The following is a 17,805-nucleotide window of genomic DNA, read 5'->3' as shown; positions in this document are numbered from 1 at the left end:
TGCGTCGCGGTCGCATAGGGTCTGTAGGTGTGAACACCACGGCTCGTCTCGCCGACATCGCGGCCCAGGCTGGGGTCAGCGAGGCCACCGCCAGCCGCGTGCTGAACGGGAAGGCGGGGGTCGCCCCCGCCACCCGGCAGAAGGTGCTGGCCGCACTGGACGTGCTCGGCTACGAGCGTCCGGTGCGGCTGCGCCAGCGCAGCGCCGGCCAGATCGGGCTGATCACCCCCGAGCTCAACAACCCGATCTTCCCCGCCTTCGCCCAGGTCATCGAGCAGAACCTGACCGGCTACGGCTACACGGCGGTGCTGTGCACCCAGCACCCCGGCGGCTCCACCGAGGACGAACTCGTGGAGGCGCTCGTGGAGCGCGGGGTACGCGGCATCGTCTTCCTGTCCGGGCTGCACGCCGACGTCACGGCCGACCCCGAGCGCTACGCCCGCCTCCTCGGCCAGGGCGTGCCCTATGTGCTGGTCAACGGCTACAACCCGGCGATCGCCGGGCCGTACATCTCGCCGGACGAGCGCGCCTCGGCGCGCATCGCCGTCCAGCACCTGGTGGAGCTCGGCCACCAGCGGATCGGGCTGGCCGTCGGGCCCAACCGCTTCGTGCCCGTGCACCGCAAGGTCGAGGGCTTCGTCGAGGCGCTGGGCAGCCTGCTCGGGCTCGGCGGGGAGGAGGCCGCGGCGTACGTCCAGCACACCCTGTTCTCCGTGGAGGGCGGTCACGCGGCCGCCGGGGCGCTGCTGGACAAGGGCTGCACCGGCATCGTCTGCGGCAGCGACCTGATGGCGCTGGGCGCGGTGCGCGCAGTGCGGGAGCGCGGTCTGGCCGTCCCCGGGGACGTCTCGGTCGTCGGCTACGACGACTCGCCGCTGATCGCCTTCACCGACCCGCCGCTGACCACGGTCCGGCAGCCGGTCGAGGCGATGGGGGCGGCGGCGGTGAACGCCCTGCTGGAGGAGATCGGCGGCAACCCCGTGCAGCGCTCGGAGTTCGTCTTCCAGACCGAACTGGTCGTGCGCGGTTCCACGGGGCAGGCGCCCGGTGCCGGCCGGCGTTCCTGACGGCTTTCCGACGGCGGTTTCCGGCGGTCTCCGACGGCTTTCCCGGGGCGTTCCGACGGCTCTGCGGACGGCTCTGCGGAGGGCGGCGCGGGTCCCCGTGATGTCGGGGCGGGCCCTGGACCTGCCCCGGGCGGGGCGCAGCGGGGTGGCTTCTGCGGTCCTGGGCCCGCCCCCGTCCTGGTGACGGCCGGTCCGGCCGGCCGGGCGCGTGGGACCCGCCGTCAGGGGCGGACCCCCGGCCGGCCGAACCGGGCCGAAGAGGAACGTAACAGCCGCTCAGGGCAGGACGGAAGGCCCCTGCAGAAAGTTTCTGCAAGATTCTGCAGGGGCCTTGCGGAAGGGCGAGACCGCAGGTGGGAGGCCACATGCGGGGCCGGGCGGGAGCCGCTCAGGGTGCGATGCCCACGCCGTCCAGACGGCTCCACGCACGCTCCTGGGCGGCGGACAGCGCCGGCCAGTGCCGGGCCCCCGGCCGCGGGTACACGCGGGAGGAGTAGGCCCGCGGGACGTACCGCGGCTCGAAGAAGCACCCGGTGCCGTAGACGGCGTCGAACGCCGGGCAGGAGGCCGCGACCGAGCCCGGTGTCGGCCGGTGGCCTGTCCGTACCCACGAGGCCAGGGAGCGCATCGCGGCGGCGTACTCCGAGGAGCTCAGCTCGCTGTGCTCGCTCTCCCGCGTGAAGTTCTGCACCAGCAGCCCCCCGCGGTGGGCGCCCTCCAGCGAGGCCCGGTAGGCCGCCTCGTGCTCCACGAACGCGGTCGGGTCGTCGATGGCGTGCACGGTGAGCACCGGGATCGACACCGCGCCGGTGACGTCGCTGTCGAAGGACAGGTCCCGCAGGGCCGCCGGGTCGGCGGCGAAGCGCTCCACGCCCGCGTTGAGCGCGGTGTCGTCGTGCGATCCGGTGTAGCGGACGGTGGTGTTGCCGAAGGGGTTCCGGTCGCCCAGCCGGTTGTGCACGATGTCGCGGAAGGTGAAGGTCGCGAACCGCAGGTGCGACTCCAGCGTCCGCTCCGGGAGTCCCGTCACGGCCAGGATGTCGTCGAGGTTGCGCTGCTGCAGGGCCGTGCGCTCCTGCGGCGGCGAGGAGTAGCCGGTGCACTCCTGGAGGCGGGCGCGGAGTCCGGTGGCCGTCATCGTCGAGTCGGCGCGCAGCCCCATCCACAGCGGGTACTGGGGCTCCGTGGGCCTCGGGTGGTTGCGGCAGTAGTACTGGTAGACCACGCGCAGGTCCACCCGGTAGTCGTAGCCCCGCGAGCCCCCGCCCAGGACGCCGCTGGTCAGCAGGGCGCCGTCGTACGGCGATCGGTGACCGGCCGCGTAGATCTCGGCGACCTTGGCCGCCACGTTCCCGCCCCAGGACTGGCCGTGGACGAAGGTCCGGCGCGGTGTGCCGAACTGCCGCACGAACAGCCGCCGTACGTTCTCGGTGTCCTCGGCCGCCATGCGCGTGCCGTAGCCGCCGCGGCGGTAGGAGGAACCCGCCCAGGCGTAGCCCTCCTTCACCATGACCGACCAGCGAGCCAGGTCCCCGAGGCTGCGCTCCGGGTCGGAGGTGTCGCCGAGGTCGGGGCCGCCGTGGGCGTGGACGACCAGGGAGCCGTTCCAGTCGTGCGGGACGGCCATGGCGTAGTGTGCGCCGTTCGCGTCCTGGCCGCGGAAGCAGGCGGCGTCCGCCGGCAGTTCCGCCGGGCAGTCGGCGGGGGCGGGCGCCGTCGCGGCGGCCGCGGCGGGCGGGGGGCCCGCGAGCCCGGTGGCGAGGAGGGCGGCGACACCCCCGGCCGCCAGGGCCATGCGGCGTCGTACGGTTCCGGAACCGGTGCGTCGTGGGGAATGCCCGGTGAACATGATCTCGTCCTCCCGTGGTCGTCCGGCGCGTCGTCGCGCGGGGCCCCGATGTTTCGGGACGCGGGTGGCGGGGGTCCAGAGCCGTGGCCATTGCGTTCATAGTGTTCGGCGATCCGCGGCCGCGGGCGGCCTTCTGACGGTACGTCAGGTCTGCTGTGCGGCAGTGGAGGCGGGCCCGTTGGAAATCCTTGCGACATCTTGCTGTAAGGCCGCCGCAAGAGGTACGGTCCCGGCACGGTCCGGCACCGCTGCCGGGCGAAGGCTCATGGCGCGTGGGCTCCCAGAGGTACAACCGTCCGCACACGGATTCCGCAAGGAGAACACCCCGTGGCCCAGCACACCGGGCTGCCCGCGTCCACGCGCCCACGCGCGCGCAGACGCGGAGCCGCAGCCGTCGCGGTGGCGGCCCTCGCCGCCGCCCTCGCCGTCCCCGCCTCGGCGCCCGCCGCGTCGGCGGCCGCCCCGCCCCCGTCGCCCTCCGACGCCGCGCTCGCCGCCCAGCCGGCACGTCACGACCTGACGCGGGAGCAGTTCTACTTCGTACTGCCGGACCGTTTCGCCAACGGCGACGCGTCCAACGACAGGGGCGGCCTGACCGGCACCCGGCTCAGCACCGGCTACGACCCCGCCGACAAGGGCTTCTACCAGGGCGGCGACCTCAAGGGGCTGACCCGGCGCCTCGACTACATCAAGGGCCTCGGCACCACCGCGATATGGATGGCGCCGATCTTCAAGAACCGGCCCGTGCAGGGCACGGGGGAGCAGGCCTCGGCCGGCTACCACGGCTACTGGATCACCGACTTCACCCAGGTCGACCCGCACTTCGGCACCAACGCCGACCTCAAGGCGCTGATATCCAAGGCCCACGCCAAGGGTATGAAGGTCTTCTTCGACGTCATCACCAACCACACCGCCGACGTCGTCGACTACGACGAGAAGTCCTACGGCTACCTCTCCAAGGGCGCCTTCCCCTACCTGACGAAGGACGGCGTCCCCTTCGACGACAGCGACTACGCGAAGGCCGGCGGGGGCTTCCCCGCCGTCGACCGCGACTCCTTCCCCCGCACCCCCGTCGTCACCTCGGACGCCAAGGTCCCGGCCTGGCTCAACGACCCGACGATGTACCACAACCGGGGTGACTCCACCTTCGCCGGCGAGAGTTCCGACCAGGGCGACTTCTCCGGCCTCGACGACCTGTGGACCGAGCGCCCAGAGGTCGTGAGGGGCATGGAGGAGATCTACGAGAAGTGGGTCCGCGACTTCGCCGTCGACGGCTTCCGCATCGACACCGTCAAGCACGTCGACCTGCCGTTCTGGACCCAGTGGGCCACCGCCCTCGACGCCTACGCCGCGCGGCACGGCCGCGATGACTTCTTCATGTTCGGCGAGGTCTACTCCGCCGACACCGCGATCACCTCCCCCTACGTCACCCAGGGCCGCCTGGACGCGACGCTCGACTTCCCCTTCCAGGACGCCGCCCGCCAGTACGCCTCCCAGGGCGGCTCCGCGGCGAAGCTGGCCGGGGTGTTCGGTGACGACCACCGCTACACGACCGACAAGGCCAACGCGTACGAGCAGGTCACCTTCCTCGGCAACCACGACATGGGCCGCTTCGGCACCTTCCTGGAGCAGGACAACCCGGACGCCGACGACGCCGAACTCGTCCGCCGCGACCGGCTCGCCAACGAGCTGATGTTCCTCTCCCGCGGCAACCCGGTGGTCTACTACGGCGACGAGCAGGGCTACACCGGCGCGGGCGGCGACAAGGACGCCCGCCAGACGATGTTCGCCTCGAAGGTCGCCGACTACCTCGACGACGACCAGCTCGGCACCGACCGCACCCACGCGAGCGACGCCTACGACACCGGCGCCCCGCTCTACCGGGCGATCGCCAGGCTCGCCGCGCTCCGCAAGGCCCATCCGGCCCTGGCCGACGGTGTGCAGACCGAGCGCTACGCCGCGGACGGCGCCGGGATCTACGCCTTCTCACGCACGGACCCCAGGACCCGCACCGAGTACGTCGTCGCCGTCAACAACGCGACGGAGGAGCGGACCGCGTCCCTTCCCACCGGCTCCGCGAACACCGCCTTCACCGCGCTCTACGGCACCGAGGGCTCCGTCCGCAGCGGGGCCGACACCAGGATCGCCGTCACCGTCCCGGCCCTGTCCGCCGTGGTCTGGAAGGCGGCGAAGCCGCTCGGCGCCCCCGCCGCCAAGCCGTCCCTGACCCTGAAGGCCCCCGCGGCGGGTGCCACCGGCACCGTCGAGGTCTCCGCCGACGTCCAGGGCGGGCAGCTGAACCGGGTCGTCTTCGCCGCGCAGACCGGCAGCGGGCCGTGGAAGGTGCTCGGCTCCGCGGACCACGCGCCGTACGAGGTCACCCAGACGGTCGGCGAGGACGTGACGCCCGGCACCGCGCTGCGGTACAAGGCGGTCGTGATCGATTCCGCCGGCCGTACCGCGAGCGCCACCGCCGCCACCACCAGCGGCACCCCGGTCCCGCCGCAGCCCCCGGTGGCGAGCAGCCGCGACTACGCGATCGTCCACTACAAGCGCGCCGACAACGACTACACCGACTGGCGCCTGTACGCCTGGGGCGACATCGCCGACGGCGAGGGCACCACGTGGCCTGCCGGGCACGACTTCACCGGCCGCGACGCCTACGGCGCCTTCGCCTACGTCAAGCTCAAGCCGGGTGCCTCCAGCGTCGGTTACCTCGTCATAGACAAGGACGGCACCAAGGACGTCGGCTCCGACCGCTTCATCGACGTCACCAGGACCGGCGAGATCTGGGTCGAGCAGGGCAAGGAAGCCGTCGCCACCCAGGCCCCCTCCGGTACCGAGCCGGGGCTGGGGGCACCTCCCAGCCGCCAGGCTGGGGGAGACCGCTCCAAGGCCGTCCTGCACTACCACCGGGCCGATGGGGACTACACCGGCTGGGGCCTGCACACCTGGACCGGCGCCGCCGACCCCACCGACTGGACGGCCCCGTTGCAGCCGGTCAGGACCGACGCCTTCGGCGCCGTCTTCGAGGTGCCGCTCGCCGCGGGCGCCACGTCGCTGAGCTACATCCTCCACAAGGGCGACACCAAGGACCTGCCCGCCGACCAGTCGCTCGACCTCGCCACCTATGGACACGAGGTGTGGCTCCTGAACGGCACAGAGAAGTACCTGCTGCCCACCACGTCCGGCTCCTCCGCCGACCTCGACCTGTCCACGGCCAAGGCCCAGTGGATCGACGCGGACACCGTCGCCTGGAAGACCGGCGACACCGCGGCCAGTCACCAGCTCGTGTACGCCCCCGGCGGCGGCCTCGCCGTCAAGGACGGCGTGCTGACCGGCGAGGGCCACTGGCTCCGTCTCGACCGCGTCCCGGGCGGCCTGACCGACGCCCAGAAGGCCCGCTTCCCGCACCTGAAGGACTACGCGGCCTTCACGATCGACCCGCGTGACCGCGACCGGGTCCGCACGGCCCTCACCGGCCAGGTCGTCGCCACCCAGCGGCTCGCCAACGGGGCGCTGCTCTCCGCCACCGGCGTCCAGATCCAGGGCGTCCTGGACGACCTGTACGCGGCGAAGGCGACCAAGGCCGCGCTCGGCCCGGTCTTCTCCCACGGCGAACCCACGCTGTCGGTGTGGGCCCCGACCGCCCAGTCCGTCGCCCTGGACCTGGACGGGCGCACCGTCCCGATGCGGCGCGACGCCTCCACCGGCGTGTGGAGCGTGACCGGTGAGCGGAGCTGGACCGGCAAGCCGTACCGCTACGCCGTCACGGTCTGGGCGCCCACCGTCCGGAAGGTCGTCACCAACAGGGTCACCGACCCCTACTCGGTCGCCCTGACCACCGACTCGAAGCAGAGCCTCGTCGTCGACCTCGACGACCCGAAGCTCGCCCCGGGCGGCTGGTCCCACCTGGCCAAGCCCGAGGCCGTCGGCCTGAACAACGCCCAGATCCAGGAACTCCACATCCGGGACTTCTCCGTCGCGGACACCTCCGTCCCCGCCGCGGACCGGGGCAAGTACACCGCCTTCGCCGACTCCGGCTCGGCCGGCATGACGCACCTGAAGGCACTGGCGAAGTCCGGGGTCTCCTACGTCCACCTGCTGCCCGCCTTCGACTTCGCCACCGTCGCGGAGAGGAGCGCGGACCAGGCCACGGTCGACTGCGACCTGGCCGCCCACCCGGCCGACTCCGACAAGCAGCAGGAGTGCGTGGCGGCCGTCGCCGCCGGGGACGCCTACAACTGGGGCTACGACCCCTTCCACTACACCGTCCCCGAGGGCTCCTATGCCACCGACCCGGACGGCACCCGGCGCACGGTGGAGTTCCGGAGGATGGTGCAGAGCCTCAACACCTCCGGCCTGCGCGTCGTCATGGACGTGGTCTACAACCACACCGCCGCGAGCGGCCAGGACGACACGTCCGTCCTCGACCGGATCGTGCCCGGCTACTACCAGCGCCTGCTGGACGACGGGACGGTCGCGAACTCCACCTGCTGCTCCAACACCGCGCCCGAGAACGCGATGATGGGCAAGCTCGTCGTCGACTCGATCGTCACCTGGGCCAAGGAGTACAAGGTCGACGGTTTCCGCTTCGACCTCATGGGCCACCACCCCAGGGCCAACATCCTCGCCGTCCGCAAGGCGCTGGACGCGCTGACCCCCGCCAAGGACGGCGTCGACGGCAGGAAGATCGTCCTCTACGGCGAGGGCTGGAACTTCGGCGAGGTCGCCGACGACGCCCGCTTCGTGCAGGCCACCCAGAAGAACATGGCCGGCACCGGCGTCGCCACCTTCTCCGACCGGGCCCGCGACGCGGTCCGCGGCGGCGGCCCCTTCGACGCCGACCCCGGCGTCCAGGGCTTCGCCTCCGGCCTGTTCAACGAGCCCAACGGCTCCGCCGCCAACGGCACCGAGGCCGAACAGCGGGCCCGCCTGCTGCACTACCAGGACCTCATCAAGGTCGGCCTCACCGGCAACCTCAAGTCCTTCTCCTTCACCGACAGCGGCGGCAAGGCGGTCACCGGCGCCGAGGTCGACTACAACGGCTCGCCCGCCGGGTACGCGGACGCCCCCGGCGACGCGCTCGCCTACGTGGACGCCCACGACAACGAGTCCCTCTTCGACGCGCTCGCCTTCAAGCTGCCGAAGGACACCTCGCCCGCCGACCGGGCGCGCATGCAGGTCCTCGCCGAGGCCGTCCCCGCCCTCTCCCAGGGCCCCGCGCTCTACCAGGCGGGCTCGGACCTGCTGCGCTCCAAGTCCCTGGACCGCAACTCCTACGACTCCGGCGACTGGTTCAACGCCGTCCACTGGGACTGCGCCGCGGGCAACGGCTTCGGCCGCGGCCTGCCGCCGAAGGCCGACAACGAGTCCAAGTGGCCCTACGCCAGGCCGCTGCTGACCGCCGGCACACTGCGGGTCGGCTGCGCCGAGATCAGCTCGGCCTCGGCCGCCTACCGGGACCTGCTGCGGATCCGCTCCACCGAGCCGGTCTTCGGGCTGACCACGGCGGCGCAGGTCCAGGACCACCTGTCGTTCCCGCTCTCGGGCGAGGACGAGACCCCGGGCGTGATCACCCTGCGGCTGGGCCGGCTGGTGGTGGTCCTCAACGCGACCCCGAAGGCTCAGGACCAGCGGGTCGCCGCCCTGTCCGGGAAGGGCTACGCCCTCCACCCGGTGCAGGCCGGCGGCTCCGACGCCGTGGTGAAGCGCTCCTCCTACGACAGCGCGTCCGGCACCTTCACCGTGCCGGGCCGCACCGTGGCGGTGTTCGTCCGGCGGTAGCGGCACGTTCCGTGACCGCCCGGCCGGCGGCCCGCCTCCCGCGGGTCCCGGCCGGGCGGTGCTGCGTACGGGCGAAGCACGTGTCCATCCGGATGAATCGGCGGCGGGTCGGCTCCGGTGGGCGATCCGGCAGGGGTACGTATCCGCGCGGCTCCGGTGACGCACGGTGATCGCCGTCCCGGTCGGCCTCGTTCCCGTCGTCCCCTGGAGGACCCTTGAAGCGGCGCCAGCGAATATCGCTCTCCACCCTTCCCGCCCTGCTCGTCCTGCTCGTCGGTACCCTGCTGGGCACGGGCAGCTCGGCCCACGCCGAGGACTGGGGGCCGGGCGCACAGCACGCGGCTCCCCCCGCCCGCCCCGCCGCGGGGCACGGGCCCGGCCAGACGGCGGGCGCCCCCGGACGCGCTCCCGGTGGCCCGGAGAACCCCCGCATCTGCATCGGTGCCACCTTCACCGACCCCAAGTTCTTCTGCGGCGACCCCCGGCTCGGACCGCGGCAACTGCCCACCAAGGGCCTGCTCGGGGCGATGCTGACCGACTACCGGCGGCTCGACGGGCAGAACGCCAACGGCTTCCTGCGCACCTGGTTCGACTTCGCGACGAACAGCTACAAGTTCCCGCCCGGCGACGGCTTCCTGCCCGGCGGTCCCGTGTCGGTCATCAACCTGGCCGTGGGGCAGCGCATCGACCGCTTCGGCGGCGAGGGCGGGCGGTTCCTCGCCCCGGCCGGTTCGCCGTACTCCCAGCGTTCCATCGCACCGTCGAACCTCAACACCTTCGACCCGGGCTACCCCTTCAACTACCACCTGTACAAGGTCGTCAGGTCCTTCGCGGTGTCCGCGGGACCCGTGGCGCCCTTCTACGGCCAGCCCGGCAACGGCCTGCAGTACGTGCTGCCGCTCGGTGACAGCGTGCTCAACCACGTCACCAACGGCGACCTCATCCGGCTGAACTGACGGGCCCGGCCATGGACCGGCGCGAGCTGTGCGACGCCCTCGCTTCCGCGGGGGTGCCCGGCGGGCTGTACGAGGTCCCCGGGTTCCACGAGTTCGACCTGAGGCCGCCGGACTTCACCTACCTCCGGCAGGAGGGCGAGGCGTGGGTCGTCGGCAACTTCGAACGCGGGGTGCACGACCCGTTCCGGCACTTCGACACGGAGGACGCGGCCTGCCGCTACCTCTACGACCGGCTCACCCACCCCGGGCCCGGGCCGGGCCCCGGGGCCGACGAGGAGATGGAGGCGGTCCTGCGCGACCGGGAGGAGATCCGGCGAGCGGCCCACGACACCTATGAACGGGCGCGGCGCCGGAACGAATGATGCGGCGGCCCCTGCGGCCCGCCGACGCGGAGCGGCCCGTCCCGGCAGTCCGGGACGGGCCGCCCGCCTGTCCGCGGCGCCGCTACACCGCCTTCTCCAGCAGCGTCACCGCGTACGGGCTGCCCTTGGCGCCCTGCTTGTGGGGCTGTTCGCCGACGACGGTGTAGCCCGCGCCCCGGTAGTACGCCCGCAGTCGCGGGTTGCCCGCCACGCAGTCCAGCCGTGCGTAGGGACGGCCCTCCTCGGCGATGCGGCGCTCCGCCCGGTCGAGCATGGCGCGGCCGGTGCCGCGCGGGGCGGTCGCCCGGTCCACCATGAGGCGGTGGACGTAGCCCGCGTCCGGCGGACGTACCCCCCAGGCGTGCAAGTCGGTCCACCACAGCTCCCAGGCGCCGACCACGCGCCCCTCGCGCTCGGTGAGCCAGACCTCGCCCGCCGTCATGCGCGCGCGGAAGTGCTCCTCGTCCATCTCGCCGGGCTTCCACTGGTCGATGCCGTGCTCCTGCATCCATCGGGCCGCCTCGTCCCGGAGGCGGACGAGGAGGGCGGCGTCGTCGGGCCGCGCGAGACGGAAGGAGAGGTCGTTCATGCCCCCATACTCGGGGAACCGTCCGTGGGCCATCCCTCGGCCGGTCCCGCGAGGGCCGGACCGGCCGCGGGGTCCGTGCAGGTGAGCCCGAGCACGCCCGGCACGTGGAGCCAGGGCGAAGGCCGAGGCCCCGTCCGTCGCGCCGGGGTGGTGATGACTGCCTGCAGTGAGAGGGGGCCGGCCGCGGCGTGGTCGCCCTCGGGCGCCCGCGGGGAGCCGAGACCGAAGGTGGGCCTCCACACTCCCGGCGCCCGTGGGTCGGTCACCGGCTGCGGTCACCGGCCGCGCAGCGCACCCGCGGCCGTCCCGAGGGCGCCCCGCAGTAGGCCATGGGCACCCCGGTCACGAGGCCGGCCGGCCCGTGCGTTCAGGGTCCGCGCCCGGTGCGGCGTTTCCCGGCGGAGGGCGGGCTCGGCGCGGTGTCGTGGGTACGACGCCCGAGTCGGGCGCTGCCGACGCCCGGTTCGGGCCGCCCCTGTCGGGCGCTTCCGGGCGCCGGCGGCGGCCGGCGCCCGTGGTGCGGCCCGGTCGTGGCGGGCCGGGGTCGCGCCCGCGGGGCGGGTTCAGCGCAGGGTCGTGAGGGTGGTGCCCGAGTCGAGCGTCGCCGACAGTTCGGCCCGGGCGCCCTGTTCGGCCCGTACCGCCATGGTCGGGCCCTTCGAGGTGCCGGTCACGCCGCCCGTGGCCTTGATCCGCTGCACGTCACGGCTGCCCGCCGCCAGCAGGTACCAGTGCCCGCCCGTGGACTTCCACAGCGCCCCGGCCAGCACCCGCGGCACCGCCCGGCCGCAGGACCCGCCGTCCCGGCCGCTCTGGCCCACGGGCGCGCCCGGGGTGCCCGGATCGGACACCGGGGGCAGGAACAGCGCGAGGGCCCGGCCGTCCGTGCCGCGCCAGGTGTCGGCGCGGGCGCAGACCCACGACGCCTGCCCGTTGTCCTCCGGCAGCCGCTGCGTGGCGTACCGCCAGACGTTGACCGACCGGGTGCCCAGGCCGCTCATGGAGGACAGGTTGCAGGCCGTCCGGGCCACGTTCGCCAGCGCCGCGGGGCCGGTCGCCTCCAGCGGCGTGCCGTCCCCCGGCGGCTGGTACGTCAGGTGCGCCGGCACGAGGTCGCCGAGGTCGGTGAGGAGGAACGGCCGGTCCGGGCCGAGCCCGGCGGCGGCGCGGAACTGCAGCGCGGGCCAGGTGTCCCCGCACACCCCCGCACGGCTGTCCGCCCCCGGCATCCGCACCGGTTCGGTCACCCCGTCCGCCGTACGGTCCAGCTTCGCCGGGGCGCGCCCCGGGTCCCGCAGGTCGCGCGAGGCCGCCTCGGTGACCCAGGGGGCGGTCAGGAAACGGGTGTTGCCGTCCGTCCGGCCGAGGACCACGGCCGCCGTCGTCACGCCCGCGCCGTCCACCCGGGCGAAGTCCAGGGCCGCGGCGCCCCCGCCCTCGCGGGGCTCGGCGTAGCGCACCAGCCGGAGCCCGTCGTACATCAGCACCACGGTGGCGCCGTCCACGTCGCCGGCGTACAGCAACTGCGGCTGCTGCGCGGGCAGTCCCTCGGCGGTGCCCTGGGTGGCCGACACGCCGACCCGGGCGGAGGGCTGCGCCCACACCGCCATCGCCCGGCCCAGCAGGGCCCGGTCGCCGGCCCGCCCGCCGCGGGTGGGCCAGGCGGTGAAGTCCACCCGGGAGGCGCGGGTCCACGCGGTGCCGTCCACCCGCGTCAGCTTCGCCGGGTCCAGCAACCGCGCGGTCCCGTAGGCGCTCGGTGAACCGGACGCCGCGTACGGGTCCTGCCCGCCGGTCAGCACCGCGACCAGGGTCGCGGTCACGGCGACCGCACCCGCCGCGATGAGGCCCACCCGTACGTGCTGCCGCCTGCGCAGCAGATCCGTCGGCCGGGCCTGCACCGTGCACGGGTCGAACCCGCTGCCGCACAGCAGCAGCCCCTCCGGCACCGCCTTGGCCGCCTTCAGCGCGCCCCGCGGATCGGCCACGCCGGAGGCGACCAGCAGCCGGCGCACCTCGCGGCCGTCCGCGTGCCGGGGCCGTTCCAGCTCCAGCAGCGCGTACGCCGCGCGCCCGGCCGCGTTCAGCCCGGACAGCGCCCGGTCCAGCTCCGCCTCGTCGGTCCCGGTCGCCTTGGTGTGCAGCCGCAGGCCCCAGACGTACGGCGCCGGGCCGCCCACCAGCGTCCTGCGCAGCCGGCCCCGCCAGCCCCGCTCGCGCCCGAACGCGAGTGCCGTGTCCAGCACTTCCTGCCGCACCAGGGCGTACGCCGGGTCCACGGTGCCCCGTGGCCCGGGCACGTCCGCCACGGCGGGGTCCGGTTCGCACGGCGAGCGCGGCAGCGCGCCCTGCGTCAGGGTGTGGGCGGTCAGCACCCTGCGGTGCCGGCCGAGGGACGGCGGCAGCGTCAGGTAGGCCAGCCGGACCAGGTGCGGGTAGTTCTCGACGAGTGCGGCCTCCGCCTCCTCGACGTCCACGATCACGGGTGCGCCGTGCCGGGGACGGGTGGCGGTCGCGTGCTGGGCGTTCACGTTCCGTTGAACGAGTGAATCCTGGGATGGTCACTCCGCCGCCCCGCGGTGCCGCCGGGGCGGAGCCCACCGAGCGTCCTCCGGGCGGGCGTTGACGCATCCGCGAGACGGCCGCCGGTGTCGCCGATCACAGCGACGTGGAGGGTGTCGGCGTGGGAACCGGCCCCGCCGAACACCTCCCTTGGTCCACGCCGATACGTCTGACAGGGCGTCAGTCAGTGCCCGGGGCACGACCGCCGGCACCCGGGTCTCAGCGTCGATGTCGGTGCCCGCCGCCATGATGGCCGCATGCATGAGACGGACTGGTCACGGTTGTTCCACGCCTACGGCGCCGCCACGGACACCCCGCGGCATCTGGCCGCCCTGCGCACCGGGCGGGAGGCGGAGGTGGCGGCCGCCCTGGAGCACCTCGACGGGGCGATCGTGCACCAGGGCACGCCCTGGCCGGCCACACCCCCGGCCGTCCGGCAGGTCGCGGAGCTGCTCGCCGGGGAGCACCCGCCCGGTGTGCGTGCCGCGCTGCTGGGCTTCCTGCGGTACGCGGCGGAGGCGGCGCCCGGCCCGGAGGAGGCCGAGGAGTGCCGCGCGCGGGCGTTCCCCGCGGACGGCGCGGCGATCGACGCCTGGCAGGAAGCCTGGGCGGAGGCGGACGAGGAGGAGCAGGAGGCCCTCTGGGACCCGGAGATGGCCGATCTGGCGGTCCTCCGCGCGGCCGTCGGGATCCACGACGCGCTGCCCGCGGTCCACGCGGCCGCCGCCGTCCACCTGACGGACCCCGACCCGGAGGTGCGCGCCGCCGCGGCCTCCTGCCTGGCGCTCACCGCCGTGCACCCGGCGCTCGCCGGCCCGCGGCAGGAGGTGGTACGGGCCCTCACCGCGGCCTCCCTCACGGCCGGGACGGACGAGCGCGCCGCCCTCGCCGTCCACCTGGGGGAACTGGGCGAGGCCCCCCGGGCCCTGCTCGCCGACCCCGAACCGGCCGTACGGGTCTGCGCCGCGCTCGCCCCCGCCCTCGAGGACGACGAGGACGCGCAAGCGGTGCTGCTGGACGCCCTGCGCGACCCGGCCGCGCTCGACGCGGCGTTCGGGCGGCTGCCGGCCGTCTTCTCCGGCCGGCCCCGCTTCACCGTCTCGGCCGTGCTGTGCCGCCGTGTCACCGACCCCGAGCGGCTGCTGCCCGCGGCGGTCGGCGTCCTGCCGCTGCTCCAGTGGCGCTACCCCAACCCCGACCTCGGCCCCTACCTGCCGCTGTTCTTCCCCGACGGCTGGCCGGACGCCCACGCCGCCACCCCGGCCCAGCGGGCCTACGCCGCCGCCGTGGCGGCGCACGACACCGTGTGGAACCCGCGCGGCGGCAACCGGGGCGCGCTCTTCGTCCCGCTCGGGCTGCCCGACGACCGCGCCGCGTGGCGGGCCCTGAGCACGACGTCCGAATCCCGCCGGACGCCCTGAGCGCTCCCGGCGACGCTGGGGGCATGGACACCCATCGCACCACGTACGAGGTCCGGGCCCTCGACCCGGCCGTCGCGGAGGAACTGCGGGGCCTCGACGACGCCGGTCTCGTCCCCCGCCCCGAGCCGGACCCGGAGGGCGGCGCCCCGCTCCGCTGCTGCCTGCGGCACAGCGCGCCGGGCGAGCGGATCGCGTTGGCCGCCTACGCGCCGCTGCGGCGCTGGGCCGCCGCGACCGGCGCCGACCCCGGCCCCTACGGCGAGACCGGGCCGGTCTTCGTGCACGCCGTCGCGGAGGACTGCCCCGGCCCGCCGGGCGGCCCCGGCTACCCCGCTGGACTCCACGGCGAGCGGCGGGTCTTCCGCTGCTACGACGCCCGGGGCCGCATCCTCGGCGGCCGCCTCGTCCAGCTGACCGCGGACGAGGTCGCCGCGGGCGCCGCCGACGCGGTGCTGGCGGCCCGGTTCGCCGATCCGCGGGTCGTCCTGGTGCACGTGCGGGCCGTGGAGTACGGCTGCTTCCTCTTCGAGGCCGTCCGCGTGCCGTGAACACGCCGTGGACGCGCCGAGGGCGCCCGTCCGCACGACGGGCGCCCTCGGAGTGGTGCGGGACGTCAGACGAGCTCGGCCTTCTCCAGCGCCGAGCAGCAGGTGTCGACGATGAGGCGGGTGACGACGTAGGGGTCGACGTTGGCGTTGGGCCGGCGGTCCTCGATGTAGCCCTTCTTGTCGGCCTCGACCTGCCACGGGATGCGGACCGAGGCGCCGCGGTCGGAGACGCCGTAGCTGTACTCGCTCCACGGGGCGGTCTCGTGGGCGCCGGTCAGGCGGGCCTCGACGCCGGAGCCGTAGTTCTTGATGTGCTCCATCGGCTTGTCGTCGCGGCCGAGGGCCTCGCAGGCCTCGACGATCGCGTCGTAGCCCTCGCGCATGGCCTTGGTGGAGAAGTTGGTGTGCGCGCCCGCGCCGTTCCAGTCGCCCTGGGCCGGCTTGGGGTGGAGGGTGGCGGAGACGCCGAAGTCCTCGGCGGTGCGGTAGAGCAGCCAGCGTGCGACCCACAGCTGGTCGGCGACCTCCAGCGGGCTCAGCGGGCCCACCTGGAACTCCCACTGGCCCGGCATGACCTCGGCGTTGATGCCGGAGATGCCCAGGCCCGCGGCGAGGCAGTTGTCGAGGTGCTTCTCGACGATCTCGCGGCCGAAGATCTCGTCGGCGCCGACGCCGCAGTAGTAGCCGCCCTGCGGGGCGGGGTAGCCGGCCTCGGGGAAGCCCAGCGGGCGCGAGCCCTGGAAGAAGGTGTACTCCTGCTCGATGCCGAACAGCGACTCCTGGCCGGCGAAGCGCTCGGCGACCGGGCGCAGCAGGGCGCGGGTGTTGGAGGAGTGCGGCGTGCCGTCGATGCCGAAGACCTCGCACAGCACGAGCACGTTGTCGCCGCCGCGGATCGGGTCCGGGTACGTGGCGACGGGCTTGAGCACGCGGTCCGAGCTGTGGCCCTGGGCCTGGTTGGTGCTGGAGCCGTCGAAGCCCCACACCCCGGGCTCCGCGCCGTCTGCGAGGATCTTGGTCTTCGAGCGCAGCTTGGCGGTCGGCTCGGTACCGTCGATCCAGATGTACTCGGCCTTGTAGCTCACGGGCGTCATCCTTGTTGGCGTGGGCCTTGCGGGGCGGGTGTCGTTGCCGCTGCAGCGTCACAACCTGCGATTTCGCATCCATTGCCCATGTGTTAACCCGATGTGAACGAGGTCGTGCCCCACCTGCCGGACACCCGGCCCGGCGGGCGCGGCGGCCCCCGCGTACGTCCGGTGCCGCCGCCGCGCGGACGCCGAAGAACCCATGCGGCACGGGCCGTTGACGACCGGCGCCGCTGGTCCGGCCACCCCGGGGACGGGCCCCCGCGGACCGCCGTGACCAGGGACGTAGGGTGTGTGCCATGCCTCACATCACCGTGGACTACACAGGCAACCTCGCGGACGCCTTCGACCGGCAGGGCTTCGCGACCGCGTTGCACCCGCTCGTCGCCGGGACCATCGACACCAAGGTGGAGGCGTGCACGACCCGCTTCCGCCGGTCCGACGAGTACGTCCTCGCCGACGGCGCCCCCGGGCACGCGCTCGTCCTCGTCCGGGCCGCCGTCCTGTCCGGGCGCACGCCCGAGGCGAAGACCCGGCTGAGCGAGGCCGTCCTGGAACTCGTGCGCAAGCACCTCGCGCCGACCCCGGAGCTGAGCGTGCGGACCGCCGTCGACGTCGTCGACCTCGACCGCACCTGGTACCGCAGCCACCTCGAGCCGGCGGGGGAGCGGTGACCATGCGCATCGGACTCCTGGGCACCGGCCCCTGGGCGGAGATCGCCCACGGCCCCGCCCTCGCCGCCCACCCCGACGTCGAGTTCACCGGGATCTGGGGCCGCCGCCCCGAGGCCGCGGCCGCGCTCGCCGCGACCCTGGGCACCCGCGCCTACGCCGACGTGGACGAGCTGATCGGCGACGTGGACGCCGTCGCCGTCGCCCTGCCCCCGGACGTGCAGGCCCCGCTGGCCGTGCGTGCCGCCGAGGCCGGCCGGCACCTGCTGCTGGACAAGCCGGTCGCGACGACCGCCACCGACGCCCGCCGGGTCGCCGACGCCGCCGAGGCGGCCGGGATGGCGTCGGTGGTCTTCTTCACCCTCCGCTTCGACGCGACGAGTTCCGCGTGGATCGACGAGCAGGCCACCCGGGACGGCTGGTTCACCGCCCGCGCGCAGTGGCTCGGTTCGGTGTTCACCTCCGGCGACAGCCCCTTCGCGGCCTCCCCCTGGCGGCGCGAGAAGGGCGCGCTGTGGGACGTCGGTCCGCACGCGCTGTCCGTGCTCCTGCCGGTCCTCGGGGACGTCACCGCGCTCACCGCCGTCCAGGGGCCGGGCGACACCGTCCACCTGGTGCTGCGGCACGGCAGCGGCGCCTCCAGCACGGCGGCGCTGAGCCTCACCGCCCCTCCGGCGGCGGCCGGCATGACCGTCGAGCTGCGCGGCACCTCCGGTGTGGTCACGCTCCCCGAACGCGCCGACGGGCCCGTGCCCGCCTTCGGCAACGCCATCGACGCCCTGCTCACGGCCGTGCGCACCGGCGTCCCCCACCCCTGCGACGCCCGTTTCGCGGCGCGCGTGACGGAGTTGCTGGCCTCGGCCGACCCCGTGTGACGCGCCGTCAGGGGCAGGACCCTGGCGGGCGAC

At 74.3% G+C, this 17,805-nt stretch carries 12 protein-coding genes; 8 read left to right on the top strand and 4 right to left on the bottom strand.

Features of this window, described 5'->3' with window-relative positions:
* Window positions 1-29: 29 nt before the first annotated feature.
* On the top strand, window positions 30-1,067 hold the full coding sequence (locus ACZ7MY_RS00425; protein WP_499598208.1) for a LacI family DNA-binding transcriptional regulator: 1,038 nt from the start codon (window positions 30-32) through the stop codon (window positions 1,065-1,067).
* 388 nt (window positions 1,068-1,455) lie between these two features.
* Here the strand turns inward: ACZ7MY_RS00425 and ACZ7MY_RS00420 are convergent, their stop codons facing one another.
* On the bottom strand, window positions 1,456-2,916 hold the full coding sequence (locus tag ACZ7MY_RS00420; protein ID WP_499598205.1) for an alpha/beta fold hydrolase: 1,461 nt from the start codon (window positions 2,914-2,916) through the stop codon (window positions 1,456-1,458).
* A gap of 327 nt (window positions 2,917-3,243) precedes the next feature.
* Between ACZ7MY_RS00420 and pulA the strand changes: the two genes are divergently transcribed.
* The 3 genes from pulA to ACZ7MY_RS00405 all read left to right on the top strand — a co-directional run bounded on the left by pulA (window position 3,244) and on the right by ACZ7MY_RS00405 (window position 10,021).
* Entirely contained in the window at window positions 3,244-8,703 is a 5,460-nt protein-coding gene (gene pulA, locus ACZ7MY_RS00415; protein ID WP_499598203.1) for a pullulanase-type alpha-1,6-glucosidase, read from the top strand.
* A gap of 215 nt (window positions 8,704-8,918) precedes the next feature.
* Window positions 8,919-9,659 carry a TNT domain-containing protein gene (locus ACZ7MY_RS00410; protein WP_499598201.1) on the top strand — a complete coding sequence of 247 codons (741 nt, stop codon included), beginning with the start codon at window positions 8,919-8,921 and terminating at the stop codon, window positions 9,657-9,659.
* 11 nt (window positions 9,660-9,670) lie between these two features.
* Window positions 9,671-10,021, top strand: a complete 351-nt coding sequence (locus ACZ7MY_RS00405; RefSeq protein WP_499598199.1) for a hypothetical protein — start codon at window positions 9,671-9,673, stop codon at window positions 10,019-10,021.
* An 82-nt stretch (window positions 10,022-10,103) separates the two neighbouring features.
* On the opposite strand, the gene ACZ7MY_RS00400 is transcribed toward ACZ7MY_RS00405, so the two are convergent.
* Both ACZ7MY_RS00400 and ACZ7MY_RS00395 read right to left on the bottom strand, forming a co-directional pair.
* A complete protein-coding gene (locus tag ACZ7MY_RS00400) occupies window positions 10,104-10,610 on the bottom strand; it encodes a GNAT family N-acetyltransferase (protein WP_499598196.1) in 507 nt (168 codons plus the stop codon).
* Window positions 10,611-11,173: 563 nt separating this feature from the next.
* Window positions 11,174-13,141: a hypothetical protein gene (locus ACZ7MY_RS00395; protein WP_499598193.1), complete on the bottom strand. Its 1,968-nt coding sequence runs from the start codon at window positions 13,139-13,141 to the stop codon at window positions 11,174-11,176.
* Window positions 13,142-13,429: 288 nt separating this feature from the next.
* On the opposite strand from ACZ7MY_RS00395, the gene ACZ7MY_RS00390 reads away from it, so the two are divergent.
* Window positions 13,430-14,593 carry a hypothetical protein gene (locus ACZ7MY_RS00390; RefSeq protein WP_499598190.1) on the top strand — a complete coding sequence of 388 codons (1,164 nt, stop codon included), beginning with the start codon at window positions 13,430-13,432 and terminating at the stop codon, window positions 14,591-14,593.
* 23 nt (window positions 14,594-14,616) lie between these two features.
* Window positions 14,617-15,141: a DUF1203 domain-containing protein gene (locus tag ACZ7MY_RS00385; protein ID WP_499598187.1), complete on the top strand. Its 525-nt coding sequence runs from the start codon at window positions 14,617-14,619 to the stop codon at window positions 15,139-15,141.
* Window positions 15,142-15,206: 65 nt separating this feature from the next.
* On the opposite strand, the gene glnII is transcribed toward ACZ7MY_RS00385, so the two are convergent.
* Window positions 15,207-16,226, bottom strand: coding sequence for a glutamine synthetase (gene glnII / locus ACZ7MY_RS00380; protein WP_499598184.1), 1,020 nt, complete (start codon window positions 16,224-16,226; stop codon window positions 15,207-15,209).
* Between the two features lie 299 nt (window positions 16,227-16,525).
* Here glnII and ACZ7MY_RS00375 point away from each other — a divergent pair, with 299 nt between their 5' ends.
* Both ACZ7MY_RS00375 and ACZ7MY_RS00370 read left to right on the top strand, forming a co-directional pair.
* The gene (locus tag ACZ7MY_RS00375) at window positions 16,526-16,900 is read left to right on the top strand and encodes a 5-carboxymethyl-2-hydroxymuconate Delta-isomerase (protein WP_499598182.1); all 375 of its coding nucleotides are present in this window, start codon (window positions 16,526-16,528) and stop codon (window positions 16,898-16,900) included.
* A 2-nt stretch (window positions 16,901-16,902) separates the two neighbouring features.
* Entirely contained in the window at window positions 16,903-17,772 is an 870-nt protein-coding gene (locus tag ACZ7MY_RS00370; RefSeq protein WP_499598179.1) for a Gfo/Idh/MocA family protein, read from the top strand.
* Window positions 17,773-17,805: the final 33 nt, after the last annotated feature.

It is taken from the genome of Streptomyces sp. NPDC111520 (assembly GCF_055635295.1).
Note: the sequence above shows the minus strand (reverse complement) of the source record. Positions and strands in the feature narration are given on the sequence as shown.

Excerpts from the sequence above, each read along its gene's own strand:
- ACZ7MY_RS00420 (WP_499598205.1), bottom strand. The coding sequence starts at position 2,916 with ATGTTCACCGGGCATTCCCCACGACGCACCGGTTCCGGAACCGTACGA.
- ACZ7MY_RS00405 (WP_499598199.1), top strand. The coding sequence starts at position 9,671 with ATGGACCGGCGCGAGCTGTGCGACGCCCTCGCTTCCGCGGGGGTGCCC.
- ACZ7MY_RS00400 (WP_499598196.1), bottom strand. The coding sequence starts at position 10,610 with ATGAACGACCTCTCCTTCCGTCTCGCGCGGCCCGACGACGCCGCCCTC.
- ACZ7MY_RS00390 (WP_499598190.1), top strand. The coding sequence starts at position 13,430 with ATGCATGAGACGGACTGGTCACGGTTGTTCCACGCCTACGGCGCCGCC.
- ACZ7MY_RS00385 (WP_499598187.1), top strand. The coding sequence starts at position 14,617 with ATGGACACCCATCGCACCACGTACGAGGTCCGGGCCCTCGACCCGGCC.
- ACZ7MY_RS00375 (WP_499598182.1), top strand. The coding sequence starts at position 16,526 with ATGCCTCACATCACCGTGGACTACACAGGCAACCTCGCGGACGCCTTC.
- ACZ7MY_RS00370 (WP_499598179.1), top strand. The coding sequence starts at position 16,903 with ATGCGCATCGGACTCCTGGGCACCGGCCCCTGGGCGGAGATCGCCCAC.